The following is a 17033-nucleotide window of genomic DNA, read 5'->3' on the forward strand; positions in this document are numbered from 1 at the left end:
ACAATCGCCTCCGGCCTCGTCCCAGGAAGGACTTGTCGATGGCACGACCCACGATCGCGGACATCGCAGAGCGCGCCGGCGTCTCCAAGGGCGCGGTCTCGTTCGCACTCAACGGGCGACCGGGGGTCAGCGAGGAGACCCGGCGGCGCATCCTCGCCGTCGCCGACGAGATGAACTGGCGCCCCCATCGCGCGGCCAGGTCCCTCGGCAACGCGCGCGCCGGAGCGGTCGGCCTGATCCTGTCCCGCCCCGCACGTACGCTCGGCCTCGAGCCGTTCTTCGGCCAGATCGTCTCCGGCCTGCAGGCCGGTCTGGCCGAGGACGGCACCGCGCTGCAGCTGCTCGTGGTCGAGGACCCGGAGGCCGAGATGGCCGCCTACCGGAACTGGACCGCCGAGAGGCGTGTCGACGGCTTCGTGCTCCTCGACCCGCTCATCGACGATCCCCGGTTCGCGGCACTGGAGGCGCTCGAAGTCCCGGTGATGGTGCTCGGCGGGCCGCTCGAAGACACGTCGCTGAGCTTCACCTGGGCCGACGACAGCGAGGCCATGCACGAGGCGGTCGACTACCTCGCCGCGCTCGGGCACCGCCACGTCGTCCACGTCGCCGGCATGCCGCAGTTCCTGCACACCAAGCGCCGGACGGACGTGCTCACCGAGGCCAAGGAGCGCCACGAGCTGGCCGAGGTGGTCTCGATCCCGACCGACTACAGCGACTCCGAGGGGGCGGTCATCACCCGCCGGGTGCTGTCGCGGCGGGATCGGCCGACCGCGATCGTCTACGACAGCGACGTGATGGCCGTGGCCGGCCTGGGCGTCGCCCTGGAGATGGGCGTACGGGTGCCGCAGGACCTCTCCATCCTCTCCTTCGACGACTCGCTGCTGGCCCGGCTCACCCATCCTTCGCTGACCGCGCTGACGCGGGACACCCAGGGATGGGCCGCCGAGGCCGCCCGCGGGCTGCTCCGGCTGATCGCCGACCCGACCCTCGCCGTCCGGCATCAGTCGAGCACCCCGGTGCTCGTCCCGCGGGAGAGCACGGCTCCGCCCGCCGGACACTGATTGCCCCGGTTTACTTAATCGGTTTATATTGCGCGGGTGCCAGCTCTCCCGACGCCCTCCGCCCCTGCCCCGTTGCGCTTCGGCGCCAACCACGTGCCCTCATCCGGCTGGTTCTACTCCTGGCTCGACTTCGACGCCGACCAGATCGCCCGCGACTTCGACGACCTCGCAGGTCTCGGCCTCGACCACGTACGCATCTTCCCGGTCTGGCCGTGGATCCAGCCCAACCGCTCGCTGATCCGGTCCGCGGCGGTCGACGACGTGCTCACCACCATCGACCTGGCCGCCGCCCGCGGGCTCGACGTCTGCGTCGACCTGGTCCAGGGCCATCTGTCCAGCTTCGACTTCCTGCCCTCGTGGGTGCTCACCCACCACCAGCGCTCGCTCTTCGGCCACCCCGAGGTGCGCGAGGGCCTGCGCACCTACGTCGACGCCCTCGCCGGCGCGGTCGCCACCCGGGACAACGTCTTCGCACTGACCCTCGGCAACGAGGTCAACAACCTGTGGCCGTCCAACCCGACCACCATCGCCGAGTCCCGCTCCTGGGCCCAGGAACTCCTCGAGACCGCACGCAAGGCCGCCCCCGGACTGCTCTGCCTCCACTCGCTCTTCGACGACGCGTTCTACGCGCCCGACCACCCTTTCGGGCCCGCGGACGTCACCACGCTCGGTGACCTCAGCACCGTGCACTCCTGGGTCTTCAACGGCGTCGGCGCGATCGACGCGCCTCTGGGTCCGGCCACGCTCACGCATGCCGACTACCTGGTCGAGCTCGCCGCGGCGTACGCCGCCGAGCCCGGGCGCCCGGTCTGGCTCCAGGAGATCGGCGCTCCCCTGCCGGAGATCGGTCCTGACAGCGTGCGCGAGTTCGTCACCGGCACCGTCGACCACGTCGTCCAGAACCCCGCCCTGTACGGCATCACCTGGTGGTGCTCCCACGACCTGGACCGATCGCTGGTCGACTTTCCCGATCGTGAGTACGACCTCGGGCTCTTCACCGTCGACCACCGCCGCAAGCCTGTCGCCGAGGCGCTGGCGGAGGCGATCGCAGCACACAGCGGCCCCCGCGCCGAGCCGGTCAGCCGTCAGCGGATCGAGTGCCCTGTCGACCTGATCCGCGAACCCGAGCGCCGAGCCGAGGTCGCTCCCGGCAGCGACTTCCACCGCACCTGGGTCGCCGCCCGGGTCGACGGCCCGGTCGAGATCGTCCCGCCCGCCCCCTCCTCCTGACCTTCGCCGTCGGTCTTCGTCGAGACCTCTTGACACGGCGCGTGACATTGATCACACTCTAGTCACTCCAGTGTCGAACCGGTTCGAAAGTCAGGTAGCGAGTTGGCCACCATCCAAGACGTAGCGCGGCACGCGGGCGTCTCGCGGAGCACCGTCTCCTACGCCCTCTCCGGCAAGCGCACGATCTCGACCGAGACGCGAGAGCGGATCGAGCAGGCCATCCGCGAGCTCGGCTTCACACCGAACGCAGGCGCCCGCGCACTGGCCACCTCGCAGACGATGGTGCTCGGGCTGCTGCTCCAGTTCCACGAGGACGAGTTCGCTCCGGCCATGCTGCAGTACGTCCTGCCGATCTCCATGCGAGCCCGTGAGCTCGGCTACGACATCCTGATGGTGACCGACCCCGACGGCCCCGCCGCGATCCACCGGATCGCGGACTCCCGCATGGTCGACGGCATCGTGCTCCTCGACGTGACCGCCGAGGACCCCCGCCTCGAGGCGCTGAGAGCGGTCCGCAAGCCCGGCGTGCTGCTCGGCCTCGCCCGCGACACCGCCGGCCTGGACTTCGTCGACCTCGACTTCGGCGAGGCGGCCAGGATGCTCGTCGACCATCTGCACGAGCGCGATCACCGCGAGCTGATCCTGATCGCGCCGCCACACCACGTCGTCGAACGCGGTGGGACGTACGCCTGGCGGTTCCGCGACGCGGCCGTCGAGCGCGCGGCGCGACACGGCATCCAGATCCACTGCTACCACGGCGAGTCGCGTCAGCCCGCGATCGGCGAATCGGTCAACCGCATCCTCGACGCACACCCGACCGCGACCGGCCTGATCGTCCACAACGACGCGACGGTCGCCGCGCTGCCCTCGATCCTGAGCGACCGCGGGGTTCGGGTCCCCGAGGACCTCAGCGTGGTCAGCCTCTACTCGCGGGACTTCGGCGAGGAGTTCTCGCTCCCCTATACAGCCGTGGACTCGGCCGCGGACGAGCTCGGACGCCAGGCGGTCTCCCGGCTGATCGGCCGGGTCACCGACCCGGCCACGGCCGGACCACCGATCGTCCGGTTCGTCACCCCGGTGCTCCGCGACCGCGGCAGCACCAGCTGACACCACCGCCGGATCGTACGGAGCACCTCGTCACGCCCACTGTCGAACCGGTTCAACAACTCCACGCAATGATGCGAAAGGACACGAGATGAACAGCACCCCCCACCAAGGCCGCCCCCACGGTCGTACGGCCGCCCTCCTCACCGCGGCTGCCCTGACCATGTCTCTGGCGGCGTGCGGCTCCTCGGACGAGTCGGGCGAGGTCACCGAGATCGGGTTCTGGGACCCCTACCCGCAGTACGACGACAGCTCGGACTGGGCCAAGTACGTCCAGTCGTGCGCGCCGGAGGGCACCACCATCAAGCGCACCGCCGCCCCGAACACCGACCTGATCAACAACCTCACGACGGCCGTCCGCGAGGACAACGCACCCAACGTGGTGTTCCTCGACAACCCGGCGATGCCTGAGGCCTCGGCCTCCGGCCTGCTGGTCCCCATCGACGAGGTCGGCCTCGAGGCGACCGACGCCGACGCCAACCTCGCCGGCCCCGGGACCGTCGACGGCGAGACGTACGGCGTCCCCGTCGGCGCCAACACCCTCGGCCTCTACTACAACGAGAAGGTCCTCGCCGACGCCGGCGTCGACCCGGCGAGCATCACCGATTGGGCGAGCCTGAACGCCGCGCTGAAGAAGGTGACCGGGGCCGGTCACCAGGGCATCACGTTCGCGGGCGTCCCCGGCGAGGAGGGCACCTTCCAGTTCCTGCCCTGGTTCTGGGGATCCGGCGCCGACCTGTCCGACCTCGGCTCTGCCGACGCCATCGAGGCGGGCCAGCTCGTCTCGGACTGGATCGGCCAGGGGTACGCCCCAAAGTCGGCCATCACCGACAACCAGTCCGCGTCCTGGGACCTGTTCCTCACCGGCGACTACGCGTTCGCCGAGAACGGCTCCTGGTTCGCCCAGGCGGCGACCGAGCAGAAGTTCCCCGTCAAGATGATGCCCATCCCGAGCCAGGACGGCGGCGCAGCGCCGGTGCCGACCGGCGGCGAGTTCGGCGTGGTGCCGCTGCACAAGGAGAACAGCGACGCCCACTACGCCGCCGCGAAGGAGGTGCTCGACTGCCTGCTCAGCTCGGAGACGCAGGTCGAGACCGACGACATGCTCGGCTACTTCACCGCCGCCGAGACCACTCGCGAGCAGCAGATCGCCTCCACGGAGCACTACCAGCCGTGGGCGGAGGCCATCTCCAGCGCACAGGGCCGGACCACCGACCTCGGCACCGGCTACCTCGCGACCTCGGCCGCGTTGTCGAAGGCCGAGCAGGCCGCGCTCAACGCCGCCGGCGACGCCGGTGAGGTCGAGGACGCGTTCGAGACCGCGGCACAGGAAGCCACGGGCAACTGACCCGCGCCCGGATCCCGGAGAACGGACAGAGAACAGTGACCAGGATTCCCGCAGTCTCCACGTTGGAGCGCCGGACGGCACCGGAGACGGTGCCGGCCGCGGCGCCCCCGCCCCGACGCCGACATCACCGCAGCCGCTGGGCCGGCGTGGCGTTCGTCGCGCCGCTGGTGACGTACCTCGTGGTCTTCTACGCCTACCCGCTGGTCGAGAACGTGTCGATGAGCCTGCACCGCTTCACCCGGGCGACGTACGTCACCGGCGAAGCGCCCTTCGCCGGGACCGACATCTACCGCGAGGTGCTCACCGCGCCGCAGTTCTGGCCGATCATGCAGCAGACCGCGATCTTCGTGGTCGGCTCCCTGGTCTTCCAGTACGTCATCGGGCTGGCGCTCGCGACGTACTTCCATCGCCACTTCCCGCTGTCGGTGCTCCTGCGTGGGCTCTTCCTGGTCCCGTGGCTGCTCCCGATCATCGTCTCGGCGACGACGTGGCAGTGGATGATGGACGCGGACTCGGGCATCGTCAACCGGTTCCTCGGCGCTTTCGGCATCGACTCGGTCTGGTGGCTGAGCGCCGACAACTCGCTGTGGGCCGTGATGATCGCGAACATCTGGCTCGGGATCCCGTTCAACCTGGTCATCCTCTACTCCGGGCTGCAGAACATCTCGGCCGAGCTCTACGAGGCGGCAGCTCTCGACGGCGCCGGCCCGTGGCGCCGGTTCTGGTCGATCACGTTCCCGCTGCTGCGGCCGGTCAGCGCGATCACGTTGCTTCTCGGCTTCGTCTACACGCTCAAGGTCGTCGACATCATCTGGATCATGACCGCCGGCGCCGGGTCGTCCCAGACGCTGGCGACCTGGGCGTACGGGATGGCGTTCGGGAAGGGCACCTCGGCAGTCATCGAGTACTCCCAGGCGTCCGTCGTCGGCACGATCCTGCTGCTCGTCGCCCTGCTCATGGGTCTCGTCTATCTCGCCGTGCAGCGCAAGGAGGAGGCCTGAGATGCACACCTCGACACCGACAGCACGGACCGCACCGACCGCACGGACCGCCTCGGCCTGGGTGAAGACCGTCATCGGCCTCGTCCTCACCGCGCTGATGCTGTTCCCGCTCTACTGGATGGTCAACGTCTCGCTGACCCAGCGCGACGCCATCCGCAGCGGCGGCCTGTTCCCGAAGTCGTTCACCCTCGACCACTACCGGGTGGTGCTGCAGGATCAGCTGCCGTATCTCGGGACGAGCCTGATCATCGGCATCGGGACGGTCGCACTCACGCTGCTCGTCTCGGCTCCGGCGGGCTACGCGATGTCGTCGCTGTTCGTCCCGGGCCGGCGCGTGCTGAACTTCTGCCTCATCGTGGCGCAGATGGTCCCCGGCGTCGTGATGGCGCTGGGCTTCTACACCGTCTACACCGACCTCGGGATCCTCGACACCGTGCCCGGCTTGATCGTCGCCGACTCCACGATCGCGATCCCGTTCGGCGTCATGCTGTTCTCCGCGTTCATGGCCGGCATCCCACGGGACCTCCTCCACTCCGCGGCCATCGACGGCGCGAGCCCGTGGAAGACCTTCACCCAGGTCGTCCTGCCGATCTCGCGCAACTCGGCGGTGACCGTCTCGCTGTTCGCCTTCCTGTGGGCGTGGTCGGATTTCATCTTCGCCTCCACCCTCAACCGCGAGGGCGGCTCGCTGCGCCCGATCACGATGGGGCTCTACGACTACATCGGCTCCCAGAACCAGGAGTGGGGCCCGCTGATGGCGACCGCCGTCGTCGCCTCGATCCCCACCGCCATCCTGCTCGTCGTCGCCCAGCGGTACGTCGCCGCCGGCGTGACGGCGGGCGCCGTCAAGGACTGAAGGACACCCCACGCATGCCGCTGCACGACACCTCGACCGAGGCCGCCTTCGACGTCCGGGAGATCCCGTTCTCCCGGCGCGGCTCCTGGCTCGACCTCTCCCCCGTGGTCGCCCTGCACACCCGCACCGACACGATCCACCTCGTCTCCCACCGCAACGGGTTCCACGGCGTGCTCGCGCTGCGGCCGGAGCGCGACGGTCGTCCGATCGAGACGACCTGGTCCGCGGACCCCGCGGTCCTGACCTGGGCGCGGGAGGACGGTCGAGTCGAGGCGGCCTTCGCCGGCCCGGACGCCGTACGCCTCCGCGGCTCCGGCCTCGCGCTGCGGCTCGGCGATGCCGCTGCCGGGCTCACCCCGTTCACCGGAACGTATCTGTTCGCCGACCCGAGCGACGGCGCCGCCGTCTTCACCAGCTACGAGACCGGCCACCGCTACCGCGTCACCATGCTGCGCGGGGAGCACTCGGTCGAGGGCTCCGAGGCACTGGGCAAGGCGACGAGGTCGATCCTGCTCGGAAGCGACGGCGACGACTGGGAGGCCGAGGTACGCGAGGCGACCTCGCAGCAGACAGCGCCGGCGGAGGCAGCGACCTTCGAGGAGGTCGTCGCGGACTCGACGGCAGATTTCGCCGGCTACCTCGACGACCTCGCCCCGTGGCGTGACGCGCGCACGCCGGCGGCCGCACTGGCGGCGTACGTCCTGTGGTCGGCGACGGTCGCCCCCAGCGGTCTGCTGGGTCGGGAGTCGGTGCTGATGTCCAAGCACTGGATGGACAAGCTGTGGAGCTGGGACCACTGCTTCAACGCGATGGCGCTCGCCCCAGGCCGTCCGGACGCCGCGCTCGACCAGTTCCTCGCCCCGTTCGACCACCAGGACGACCACGGCGCGCTGCCCGACTCGGTGACGCACACCGAGGTCCTCTACAACTACGTCAAGCCCCCGATCCACGGCTGGGCGCTGAGCCGGCTGCGCGCGACCTCGGCACGGGCCCTCGACCCCGACGAGCTCGAGCGCATCCACGACGGCCTGGTCCGCTGGAGCAGGTTCTGGCTCGACTCCAGGCGACGGCCGGGCCACGACCTGCCCTACTACCAGCACGGCAACGACAGCGGGTGGGACAACTCCACGACGTTCGACCTCGACCGGGTCGTCGAGTCACCCGACCTCGCCGCGTTCCTCGCGGTCCAGCTCGAGGTCCTCGCCGACCTCGCCGACGAGCTCGGGCATCCCTCGGCCAGCTGGCGCAAGGTCGGCGACGAGCTCGTCCGTACGCTGGTCGACCAGCTCTGGACGGGTGCCGAGTTCGTCGCCGTGGGCGCGCTCTCGGGCCGTCGGAGCACGGGGTCCAGCCTGCTGAACCTGCTGCCGCTGGTGCTCGGCGACCGGCTCCCGTCCGACGTCCGTACGACGATGGCGGACCGGCTCGGCGATCACCTGACCGACTACGGACCTGCCACCGAGCCGGTCTCCTCGCCCAGCTACCAGGACGACGGCTACTGGCGAGGCCCGATCTGGGCGCCGTCGACCGCGCTCATCGAGGACGGCCTGCGCCGAAGCGGGTTCCCGGCCGTCGCCGACGTCGTCAGCGAGCGGTTCAGGGCACTGTGCGAGAAGTCCGGCTTCGCCGAGAACTTCGACGCTCGCACCGGCGCGGGGCTGCGTGACCGTGCCTACACCTGGACCGCAGCGGTCTACCTCCTCTTCGCCGCCGATCACGTTCGGCGGTCGTGACCCCACAACAGAAGGAGCTACCGATGAGATCACCCTTCACGTCCACACCACCCAGGACGGCCACCGCGGCCGCGGCCGCCGCGGTCGCCGCCGTCGCGCTGGCCGCACCCGGCGTGGTCCCACGCGCCGGTGCCGCCGAGGTCACCGTGCCCGACCCGGTCGTCCACTACGCCTTCGACGACGACCCGGCCGGCGGAACGGTCGCCGACGACTCCGGCAACGGGCTCGACGGCACCTTGGTGAACGGCGGCACGGCCGACACAGTCCCGGGAGACGGCGGCGGCCAGGCTCTTCACCTCCCCGGCGGGCCGTCCACGTCGGACGGCGCCTACGTCACCCTCCCCAAGGGCGTCCTCGAGGGACGCACCGACCTCACGGTCACCGCGCGGGTGAGCTGGGACGGAGGCGGCGGCTCCTGGCAGCGGATCCTCGACCTGGGCAAGGACACCAGTCGCTACCTGTTCCTCACCCCGTCGAACGGGTCGGTGCTGCGTACGGCGGCCGTGGCGGGAACCGGCGCCGAGGCGACCAACTCCGGTTACGCCCCGCTCCCGGAGAAGTCCTGGCACACCCTCGCCGTCACCCTGGACACCGAGTCGGACCGGCTCACCACCTACCTCGACGGCGCAGCCGTCGCGGCGACCAGCACGAAGATCTCCGCCTCCGATCTCGTCGTAGGCGCGTCGACGAGCGGGTTCCTCGGCAGGTCGATGTTCCCCGCCGACAACCTGTTCGGCGGCTCGATCGACGACGTGACCGTCTACGGGGCGGCACTCACCCCGGAGCAGCTCGGCCAGGCCACCGGAGTCACCCCTCCGACGATCGTCGAGCCGACTAGGACGTCCTTCGACGTCTACACCGACGTCGGAACGGAGCCGGACCTGCCGGCCACGGTACGGGCCTCGTTCAGCGACGGCTACGACCGCGACGTACCGATCACCTGGGAGGAGGTGGATCCGGCGAAGTACGCGGACCGCGGCAGGTTCACGGTGGCCGGGACCGCCGCCGGGAGGCCGGTCTCGGCCGAGGTGACCGTCCGCTACGAGAACCAGGTCGACATCGACCTGGCCGAGCCCACCGGCGACGTCATGGGTGGCGCGTCCGGGACGCTCTACGGGGTCTACGGCAAGGATCTTCCCTCGAGCAACCTGATCGACGGGATCAACCTGCGTACGGTGTCGACCAAGGGCCAGGACGGTCCGCAGCACCCGGGCGCGGACGCCCTCGAGGTGCTCGAGCCGCTCGTGGACGGCTCCGGCGGCGACGTCTACATCTACATGACCGACATCTACCGCGGGTTCCCCTACCAGTGGCCGGGCAACACCCCGCAGGCCAAGCTGGACGACTTCAAGGCCAAGATCAGGACCCAGGTCGAGCAGGTCAAGGCGCTGCCGGAGAAGTACCGCAGCCACGTCGTCTTCGTGCCGTTCAACGAGCCCGAGGGCAACATGTTCGGCACCGGCGAGTGGAGCTACAACAGGGTCAGCTGGCTCAACGACCCACAGCACTACTTCAAGGCCTGGGACGAGGTCCACGCCCTCATCAGGAGCGAGCTCCCCGACGCCCGGATCGCCGGTCCGAACACGAGCATCCTCTACGACCAGGTGCAGGGCTTCATGAAGCACGCGCTGGCCAACGACACGATGCCGGATGTGATCACCTGGCACGAGCTGAGCAACCCGGCCTCGATCCGAACCAACGTGGCGAGGTTCCGCGGATGGGAGGACACGATCTACCAGGGCACCCCGTACGCGGGGAAGCATCTGCCGATCAACATCAACGAGTACGCGTTCAACTATCACACCTCGGTCCCGGGTCAGATGATCCAGTGGGTCTCGGCGCTCGAGGACAGCAAGGTCGACGGCGACATCGCCTACTGGAACATCGACGGGAACCTGTCCGACTCCGCCGTCGAGGCCAACAAGGCCAACGGGCAGTGGTGGCTGCTGAACGCCTACAGCCAGATGACGGGCCAGACGGTCAAGCTCACCCCGCCCCGCCCGAACGAGAGCTACACGCTGCAGGGCGTCGCGGCCCTCGATCGTGATCGACGACGGGCAGAGGCGATCATCGGGGGCGCCGACGGGGAGTCCTACGTCGACTTCGACGGGGTCGACCCGACGACGTTCGGGTCCAGCGTGCACGTCGCCCTCAAGGAGATCGGTTGGTCGGGTCAGCTCGGCGACAACAGCGGCCCGGCCGAGGTCGCGGAGATGAACCTCCCGGTCAGTGACGGCGGTGTCGGGTTCTGGTTCGGCAAGGACGGCGTCCCCGCCCTCTCGGCCGAGTCCGCCTACCAGATCATCGTCACGCCCGGCGCCAACGCGACGGCCGAGGCCGCACCGCCGCAGCTGTGGCGAGCGACGTACGAGGCCGAGGACGCCGCACACTCTGGCTCGGGTTACTCCCGCAACGGGCCCGAGGGCAGCCCCTCCAACCTGGGCGGCTTCTACACGTCGAACTCGTACAACGTCGGCGGCATCCGCACCGACTCGAACGTGAAGCTCGACTTCGCCGTAGACGTGCCGAAGGACGGGACCTACGACCTGAGCGTGTTCGCGAACTCTCTGAACACCTACGGCCTGGTCAAGGACCAGGGTCCGACCAACGCCTTCATCACGGTCGATGGCAAGCAGGAGCAGGAGATCCATCTGCCGCTCGGCTACAAGTGGGTCGTGTGGGACCACGCCGATACGACGGTCGACCTGACCGCCGGGAAGCACACGATCTCGATCGCGGCCCGGAGCCTCGACGGCACCGAACGCACCCGCGGAGACGCGATCATCGACAAGATCGACCTCTCCTTGTCGAACCCTGCCGCCACGCAACGCACCTACGAGGGTGAGGACGCGACGCTCACCGACGGGGCACGGGCCGACTACTCGAAGGCCGGGGTGTCCGGGTCCGGCGCCGCAGACCTCGCCCGCGGGACGGCGACGTTCTGGGTCTACTCCCCCGACGACGGCGAGCACCGCCTCCGGTTCGACACCCTGGGGTCGGGGCGCATCCGGCTGGCCCTGAACGGACAGAACCTCGGCGTCGTCACCCGGCCGGTGTCACGAGACGTGTTCCTCTCCGGCGGCATCAACAAGATCACCCTGACCGCGGAGCAGGGCCGGCTGCTGGTCGACCGGTTCCGTGTCGGTCCGTCGGCGAACACCCTGAGATCGGTGACCACCCAGGCCGAGGACGGGGCGCTGACGGGCTCGGCGAAGGTCGCGTCCTACTCGCTCGCCGACGGCGGCAAGGCGGTCACCGGTGTCGGCGGCGACCCGGGCAACGGCAACATGCTGACGCTGACCACCACGGCACCTCGGGCCGGGACGTACGCGATCACGGTGCGCTACTCCAACGGCGAGCAGTCACCCGCCTCGCACTACAACCCGGACCCGCTGGCCCGGCACGCCGACGTCAGCGTCAACGGCGAGAAGGCCCGCCGGGTCTGGTTCCCGCACAGCTTCCACGACAACGGCTTCTGGACGTTGACGTTCTACGCAGAGCTGAAGGCGGGCGAGAACACGCTGTCCTTCCGCTCCGAGGAGCTGCCGGACTGGAACGGTGAGACCTACATCTCCGACCGCTATCCGGAGCTGGGCCTTCGGTCACCGTGGGCCCCGAACCTCGACCGGATCACGGTGACACCGCTGGCCGCGGACTGAGTACGCCGCGGCCGCCCACCCGGGCGGCCGCGGCTCCGTCTCAGCGGGCTGAGTGTGCGACCTCGCGGTCAGCGGCCTGGCTGCGCTTCCACGTACGGAAGCTGTCCTCGCTGTTCCCGCGGCGCCAGTAGCCGGAGATCGACAGGTCGCCGCGCGGCACTCCGCGATCGCGCAGCAGGTAGGGGCGGATCCGCTGCATCGTGACCTCGGCCTCGCCGTGCACGAAGGCGTGCACCCTGCCGAGCAGCCAGGGCAGCTCGCGGACGACGACCTCCAGAGGCGGGTCGATGGTGGCGTCCAACCAGCGCACATCGACTCCGGCCGGCGCCTCGACCTGCTGGAGATGCTCCGCGGAGGGCACCTCGATCACGGCATAGCCGACGGCGTCGGCCGGCAGCGCCGCCAGCGCCGCCCGGATCGCGGGCAGACCGGACTCGTCGCCGACGAGCAGGTGCCAGTCGGCGGCCGGGTCCGGAGCGTACGTCCCGCCCGGCCCACGCACGGTGAGCACGTCACCGGGGCCGGCGGTGGCGGCCCATCGGCCGGCGACGCCCTCGTCGCCGTGGTGCACGAAGTCGATGGCCAAAGTGCCCTCGGCGACCGAGGGGTCCAGCGCCGTGTAGGTGCGGCAGACGGTCGAGCCGTCGCCGACCGGGATCTCCAGACGCACGAACCGGTCGGTGCAGACGCTGCCCTCGAACGCGGAGAGGTCCTCGGCGCGGAGATGGACGCGGGTCATCCCAGCACTGAGACGCCGGGTCGAGGTGACCACGACCCTCGTCTCCGGCTTTGTCTCCGGCTTCACCGCGCGAAACATGAGGGGAGCCTAACCTAATTTCCGAGAAATGCGGATGATGGCCCGCGCACTGCCCTAGAGTTGCGCCGTGCTCTACTCCGCCGGGTTCGAGTTCGAGTATGCCCTGGTGACGGAATCACCCGACGTAGGCGCGGGCACGTTTCGCGACATGGGCACCTTCCATGACTTCGTGGATCTCGACTTCGACACCCTCCAACGCGCCCTTGCCGACGGCTCCGGCACCACCGACGAGGACCTCGTCCGCGGTGACCTGGGGATCAAGAGCGGCTACTGGTACCTCGAGGGCGACGAGCGGTTCGACGCCGACGGCACCTTCACGACGATGCTGGTCAAGGGCGTGGAGATCCGCACCCCGGTCTGCTCGAGCACCACCGAGGCCGCCGACCGGCTGATCGATCTCCAGGACGACATCTCCAAGCGCCTCGCTCCCATCGGCCTGCAGCTGGGCATCGTCGGCTTCAACCCGGTCCGGGAGGCGTACGTCCTCGACCCGCCGCTCAACGAGTGGGAGCGGACGATGCGGGCCGAGCATCGTGAGTACGACCACGCCGAGGTCTCCAACCTGAGCTACGGCCCGGACATCAACCTCTCCTTTCCCGGGTTCTCCGCGGAGCAGGTCGTCGAGGTCACCCGCCGGCTGACCCACTACAGCCCCTTCATGGTGCCGTTCAGCTTCAGCTCGCCCTTCCACGCCGGCCGGGCGTGGCGCGGACCCAGCAAGCGCACCTACGAGCGCACCTGGCGACGCGTGGCGGCGCGCTGCTTCGTCGATCCTCCCGCCGGCGCCGAGCCCACCATGGTCCACCCGCCGCGGATCCCGCGGGAGGAGGGACGCATCGAGTTCAAGGCCTACGACGCCTTCCTCTCCCGAGAGCTGCTGCTCGCCGGCGCGGCACTGACGCTCGGCGTCTGCCTCGCCGACGACCTTCCCGGGCTGGCCGACAAGCCCAGTCGCGACCTCCACCAGCGGGCCGCGACCGCGGGGTTCACGGACCCGGAGATCGCCGCCGGTGCCCGTGAGGTGCTCACCGCGGCCCGCCGGGCGCTCACCGAACGTGCTGGCATGCGGCACGAAGTCGGCCACCTCGCCTGTCTGGACCAGTTGCTCAGCCAGGAACGGACGCCAGCCGATAGCCTTCTGGACGCATATTCGCGCACCGGCCTGATGTACCACCCGGAAGGACTTCGTTGACTGATCTGCCCGCCGACCTGACCGCTGAACATCTCGCAGAGGCCGACGTGGCGATCTGCGGAGCAGGCCCGATCGGCGCCGCGACGGCCATCTTCCTGGCCCGGCCCGGACTGCGCGTGGTCCTCATCGACCACGACCCCGCCGACGACCCCGCCCATGTCGCGACCTACCGCTATGCGGGCGGCAGCATCCGGTGGACGTGGCCCGACCCGGTCAAGCGGGAGATGACGACCCAGACCGAGCAGTTCATCCGCGGCGCCGCGGACGGCGCGGAGCTGGACATGATCGAGAACACCTACCACCTGCTGCACACCGGAGAGCACATCCCCGCGCTCAACGTCTCCGCGACCGGGCTCGTCGGCATGCTCCGCGACCAGGCGCAGGAAGCGGGAGCGACGTCGGTCGACGCGCTCGTCACCGGCGTACGCCCTGACGGGAGCGGTCATGTGGTCGAGACCTCGCGCGGCACGATCCGTGCCCGCCGGGTCCTGGGCGCGATGGGCGCGGGGAACGCCTCGGTGTTCCCGCAGGTCAGCGCGGAGGCCGAGAAGCGCCAGCTGTTCGTGCTCGACCTCCCGGTTCCCCCTGAACGGGAGCGGCTGCCCCACACGATCGTGCCGATCGGCGACGGCTTCGGCTACGTCTTCGTGAAGCTGATCGACGGCCGGCTGCGCGTCGTCGTCGGGCAGGAGGACATCGTCGAGGACGAGGACACCTCGGGCCCCGTCGACCACTGGAAGGAGATCCTCGACAGCGGGCTCGCCACGACGCTCCCCTGGCTCCGCGATGCCCGCGTCGACGACATCCTCTGGGGTGTCGACACCGCACAGAAGACGCTGGTGGTCGACGAGCCCAGCCCAGGCGTTCTCGTCGCCAACTGCGGCAGCGCCATCCGCTCCGCGGCCTGGCTGGGACGTACGCTCGCCGAGCGGCTCGCGCTCGAGACCACCTGATCATCGGCCACGGCCGAGGTGAATCCTTTTGCCCGCTCGACCACTCCTGTCTGCGATAGCCCGCGCCGCGGGCAGAACAGAGAGGAACACACGTGATCGAGGTAGGAAGCACGATCGAGGACACCTCCGTGCGGCTGAGCGACGGCACGGCGGCCGACCTCCTCGGGGAGGGCCACAGGGGCACGCTCGTCTACTTCATGCGAGCCACGACCTGCATGATGTGCAACGCCCACGTACGCACCCTCACGTCCAACGCCACGGACTTCCGCGACCGGGGCGTGCGGGTCCTGATCGCCGTCCCCGAGGAAGCCACCACGGCCCAGGCGTGGGCGGACCGGCGGCAGATCCCGTTCCCCGTCGTCCCCGGCCTCCACGGTGACCTCGGCCTCGCCCGTCGCCTGCTCGGCTCGATGATGCAGTCCGGAACCATCGTCGTGGACGCAGCCGGCCGGGTCACGTACGCGGACATCGTCACCATGCCCACCGGCGGATACCGTCACCGCGACGTACTCGCCGCGCTCGACGCGCTGCCTCAACGCGCGGGGTGATCGTGCCGAACCAGCAGACGCGCCGTCCGTGGCCAGACACGGACGTCATCCGGTCGGCGCAGGCCGGCGATGTCGCCTCGATCTCGGTGCTCATCGAAGGGGCCCATCCGCACGTGCGGCGGTTCGCCACGTCGCTGTGCATGAGCGAGCAGGACGCAGAGGATGCCACGCAGGAGGCGCTGGTCATCCTCTATCGCAAGATCGGGACGCTGCGAGCGACCGCGGCGTTGGCGTCATGGATGTTCACCATCGTGCGCAACGAATGCGTTCGTCGCTGGACCATCAGCAGGAGGCACGTCCTCGCCGAGGTGACCGATCTGCCCCTTCGCGCGAGCTCGTCGGCGGAGGAGGCCGCCTTGGCGGAGATCGAGGCTCGTCAGGTCTCCGCCGCCATCGCTAGGCTTCCGGCCGACCAACGGCGGGTGCTGCTGTTGCGCGACGTACACGGCTACAGCGGCAGATCGGTCGCGCGGCACCTGGGGCTGAGCCTGCCGGCGATGAAGTCGCGTCTGCATCGAGCCCGAGCAGCGCTCCGGGCCGGCCTCGAAGAGGTGGTCTAGCCGTTCAGCTCGGCACGGGTCGGCGGGTTGGCACCGGCACGCGAGACGGTGACCGCCGCCGCCCGAACGCCGTGGGCGAGCACCTCGCGACGGTCGCGCTCGAAGTCGTCCCAGAGCGCGTCGACGAGGCCCGCGGAGAAGGTGTCGCCGGCGCCGATGGTGTCGACGACGGTCACCTTCTCGGCCTCGACGTCGATCCGCTCGGACGCGGTGATCCAGCTGGCGCCATCGCCGCCGCGGGTCACCGCGACCGCACCGGCACCGAGCTCGAGCAGCCGCGCGGCCGCCTTGTCGAGCCCGATCCCGGGGTAGAGCGTCTCCAGGTCCTCGTCGCTCGCCTTGACCACGTCGGCGTACGCCGCCGCCCGCTCGATCCGCGCGACGACCTCCTGGCCGGTTCCGGTCAGCGTCGGTCGCATGTTGATGTCGTAGAGGACCCGGACGGAGTCGGGGAGCCCGTCGAGCAGCTCGAAGACCGTCTCGGCGCCCGGTGAGAGCACCGGCGCGAGCGATCCGACGTGGACGAACCGCGGCGTCCCCACCGCGATCTCGCCGAGCTTCCACTCCAGGTCGAAGACGTACGTCGCCGACCCGTCGGCCGTGATGGTGGCCTGCGCGGTCGAGGTGCGGGCCAGCACGTGCGGGTCGCATGCCATCACCACGCCCGAATCAGCCAGATGAGCAGCCAAGGAGCGACCCCGAGCATCATCGGCGAACGAGGCCGCATACCGCACCGGTCGGCCGAGCCGGCCGAGCGCCACGGCGACGTTGGCGCCGCTCCCGCCGGGGTGGTCGCGGGTAACGCCATCAGCGGTCGTGACCACGTCGACCAGTGCCTCACCTACCACCAAGACGTCGGCAACGGCATTGTCACGATCCAGGCTAGTCACGGCGGCAGATTAGCAACTCGGCGTACGAACGATTTTTCCGGGGTTGACCAGCAGAAACCGCCTACTGTCCAGTAACCCACC

The 17033-nt window shown here is 69.8% G+C and carries 14 protein-coding genes; 12 read left to right on the forward strand and 2 right to left on the reverse strand.

From position 1 onward, the window contains the following. Positions 1–38 precede the first annotated feature (38 nt). From ABTX24_RS20635 to ABTX24_RS20670, 8 genes are all read left to right on the forward strand, one after another. On the forward strand, positions 39–1061 hold the full coding sequence (locus ABTX24_RS20635; RefSeq protein WP_350842209.1) for a LacI family DNA-binding transcriptional regulator: 1023 nt from the start codon (positions 39–41) through the stop codon (positions 1059–1061). 36 nt (positions 1062–1097) lie between these two features. Next, positions 1098–2291 carry a glycoside hydrolase 5 family protein gene (locus tag ABTX24_RS20640; RefSeq protein ID WP_350842211.1) on the forward strand — a complete coding sequence of 398 codons (1194 nt, stop codon included), beginning with the start codon at positions 1098–1100 and terminating at the stop codon, positions 2289–2291. 102 nt (positions 2292–2393) lie between these two features. Then, positions 2394–3398: a LacI family DNA-binding transcriptional regulator gene (locus ABTX24_RS20645; protein ID WP_160028586.1), complete on the forward strand. Its 1005-nt coding sequence runs from the start codon at positions 2394–2396 to the stop codon at positions 3396–3398. Positions 3399–3486: 88 nt separating this feature from the next. Beyond that, entirely contained in the window at positions 3487–4743 is a 1257-nt protein-coding gene (locus ABTX24_RS20650) for an ABC transporter substrate-binding protein (RefSeq protein ID WP_350842213.1), read from the forward strand. A 35-nt stretch (positions 4744–4778) separates the two neighbouring features. Next, positions 4779–5744, forward strand: a complete 966-nt coding sequence (locus tag ABTX24_RS20655; protein ID WP_350842215.1) for a carbohydrate ABC transporter permease — start codon at positions 4779–4781, stop codon at positions 5742–5744. Between the two features lies 1 nt (position 5745). Next, on the forward strand, positions 5746–6600 hold the full coding sequence (locus ABTX24_RS20660; RefSeq protein WP_350842217.1) for a carbohydrate ABC transporter permease: 855 nt from the start codon (positions 5746–5748) through the stop codon (positions 6598–6600). Positions 6601–6614: 14 nt separating this feature from the next. Further along, positions 6615–8333, forward strand: a complete 1719-nt coding sequence (locus ABTX24_RS20665; RefSeq protein WP_350842219.1) for an amylo-alpha-1,6-glucosidase — start codon at positions 6615–6617, stop codon at positions 8331–8333. Between the two features lie 23 nt (positions 8334–8356). Next, on the forward strand, positions 8357–11992 hold the full coding sequence (locus ABTX24_RS20670; RefSeq protein ID WP_350842221.1) for a LamG-like jellyroll fold domain-containing protein: 3636 nt from the start codon (positions 8357–8359) through the stop codon (positions 11990–11992). 40 nt (positions 11993–12032) lie between these two features. Here ABTX24_RS20670 and ABTX24_RS20675 read toward each other — a convergent pair whose 3' ends face one another. Beyond that, on the reverse strand, positions 12033–12809 hold the full coding sequence (locus tag ABTX24_RS20675; protein WP_350842223.1) for a siderophore-interacting protein: 777 nt from the start codon (positions 12807–12809) through the stop codon (positions 12033–12035). Between the two features lie 67 nt (positions 12810–12876). On the opposite strand from ABTX24_RS20675, the gene ABTX24_RS20680 reads away from it, so the two are divergent. From ABTX24_RS20680 to ABTX24_RS20695, 4 genes are all read left to right on the forward strand, one after another. Next, on the forward strand, positions 12877–14001 hold the full coding sequence (locus tag ABTX24_RS20680; protein ID WP_350842225.1) for a glutamate-cysteine ligase family protein: 1125 nt from the start codon (positions 12877–12879) through the stop codon (positions 13999–14001). Then, positions 13998–14954: an NAD(P)/FAD-dependent oxidoreductase gene (locus ABTX24_RS20685; RefSeq protein WP_350842227.1), complete on the forward strand. Its 957-nt coding sequence runs from the start codon at positions 13998–14000 to the stop codon at positions 14952–14954. The genes ABTX24_RS20680 and ABTX24_RS20685 overlap by 4 nt, the downstream gene beginning before the upstream one ends. A 92-nt stretch (positions 14955–15046) precedes the next feature. After that, on the forward strand, positions 15047–15502 hold the full coding sequence (locus ABTX24_RS20690) for a peroxiredoxin family protein (protein WP_350842229.1): 456 nt from the start codon (positions 15047–15049) through the stop codon (positions 15500–15502). Between the two features lie 2 nt (positions 15503–15504). Continuing rightward, the gene (locus ABTX24_RS20695) at positions 15505–16062 is read left to right on the forward strand and encodes an RNA polymerase sigma factor (RefSeq protein WP_350842230.1); all 558 of its coding nucleotides are present in this window, start codon (positions 15505–15507) and stop codon (positions 16060–16062) included. Here the strand turns inward: ABTX24_RS20695 and ABTX24_RS20700 are convergent. After that, positions 16059–16952 carry a carbohydrate kinase family protein gene (locus ABTX24_RS20700; RefSeq protein WP_350842232.1) on the reverse strand — a complete coding sequence of 298 codons (894 nt, stop codon included), beginning with the start codon at positions 16950–16952 and terminating at the stop codon, positions 16059–16061. The genes ABTX24_RS20695 and ABTX24_RS20700 overlap by 4 nt on opposite strands. Positions 16953–17033 lie beyond the last annotated feature (81 nt).

The sequence above is a fragment of the Nocardioides sp. NPDC127514 genome (genome assembly GCF_040302125.1).
In the GTDB taxonomy this organism is placed as follows: domain Bacteria; phylum Actinomycetota; class Actinomycetes; order Propionibacteriales; family Nocardioidaceae; genus Nocardioides.

Coding starts and splice junctions, on each gene's coding strand:
- ABTX24_RS20635 (WP_350842209.1), top strand. CDS start 39: ATGGCACGACCCACGATCGCGGACATCGCAGAGCGCGCCGGCGTCTCC.
- ABTX24_RS20650 (WP_350842213.1), top strand. CDS start 3,487: ATGAACAGCACCCCCCACCAAGGCCGCCCCCACGGTCGTACGGCCGCC.
- ABTX24_RS20660 (WP_350842217.1), top strand. CDS start 5,746: ATGCACACCTCGACACCGACAGCACGGACCGCACCGACCGCACGGACC.
- ABTX24_RS20665 (WP_350842219.1), top strand. CDS start 6,615: ATGCCGCTGCACGACACCTCGACCGAGGCCGCCTTCGACGTCCGGGAG.
- ABTX24_RS20670 (WP_350842221.1), top strand. CDS start 8,357: ATGAGATCACCCTTCACGTCCACACCACCCAGGACGGCCACCGCGGCC.
- ABTX24_RS20675 (WP_350842223.1), bottom strand. CDS start 12,809: ATGTTTCGCGCGGTGAAGCCGGAGACAAAGCCGGAGACGAGGGTCGTG.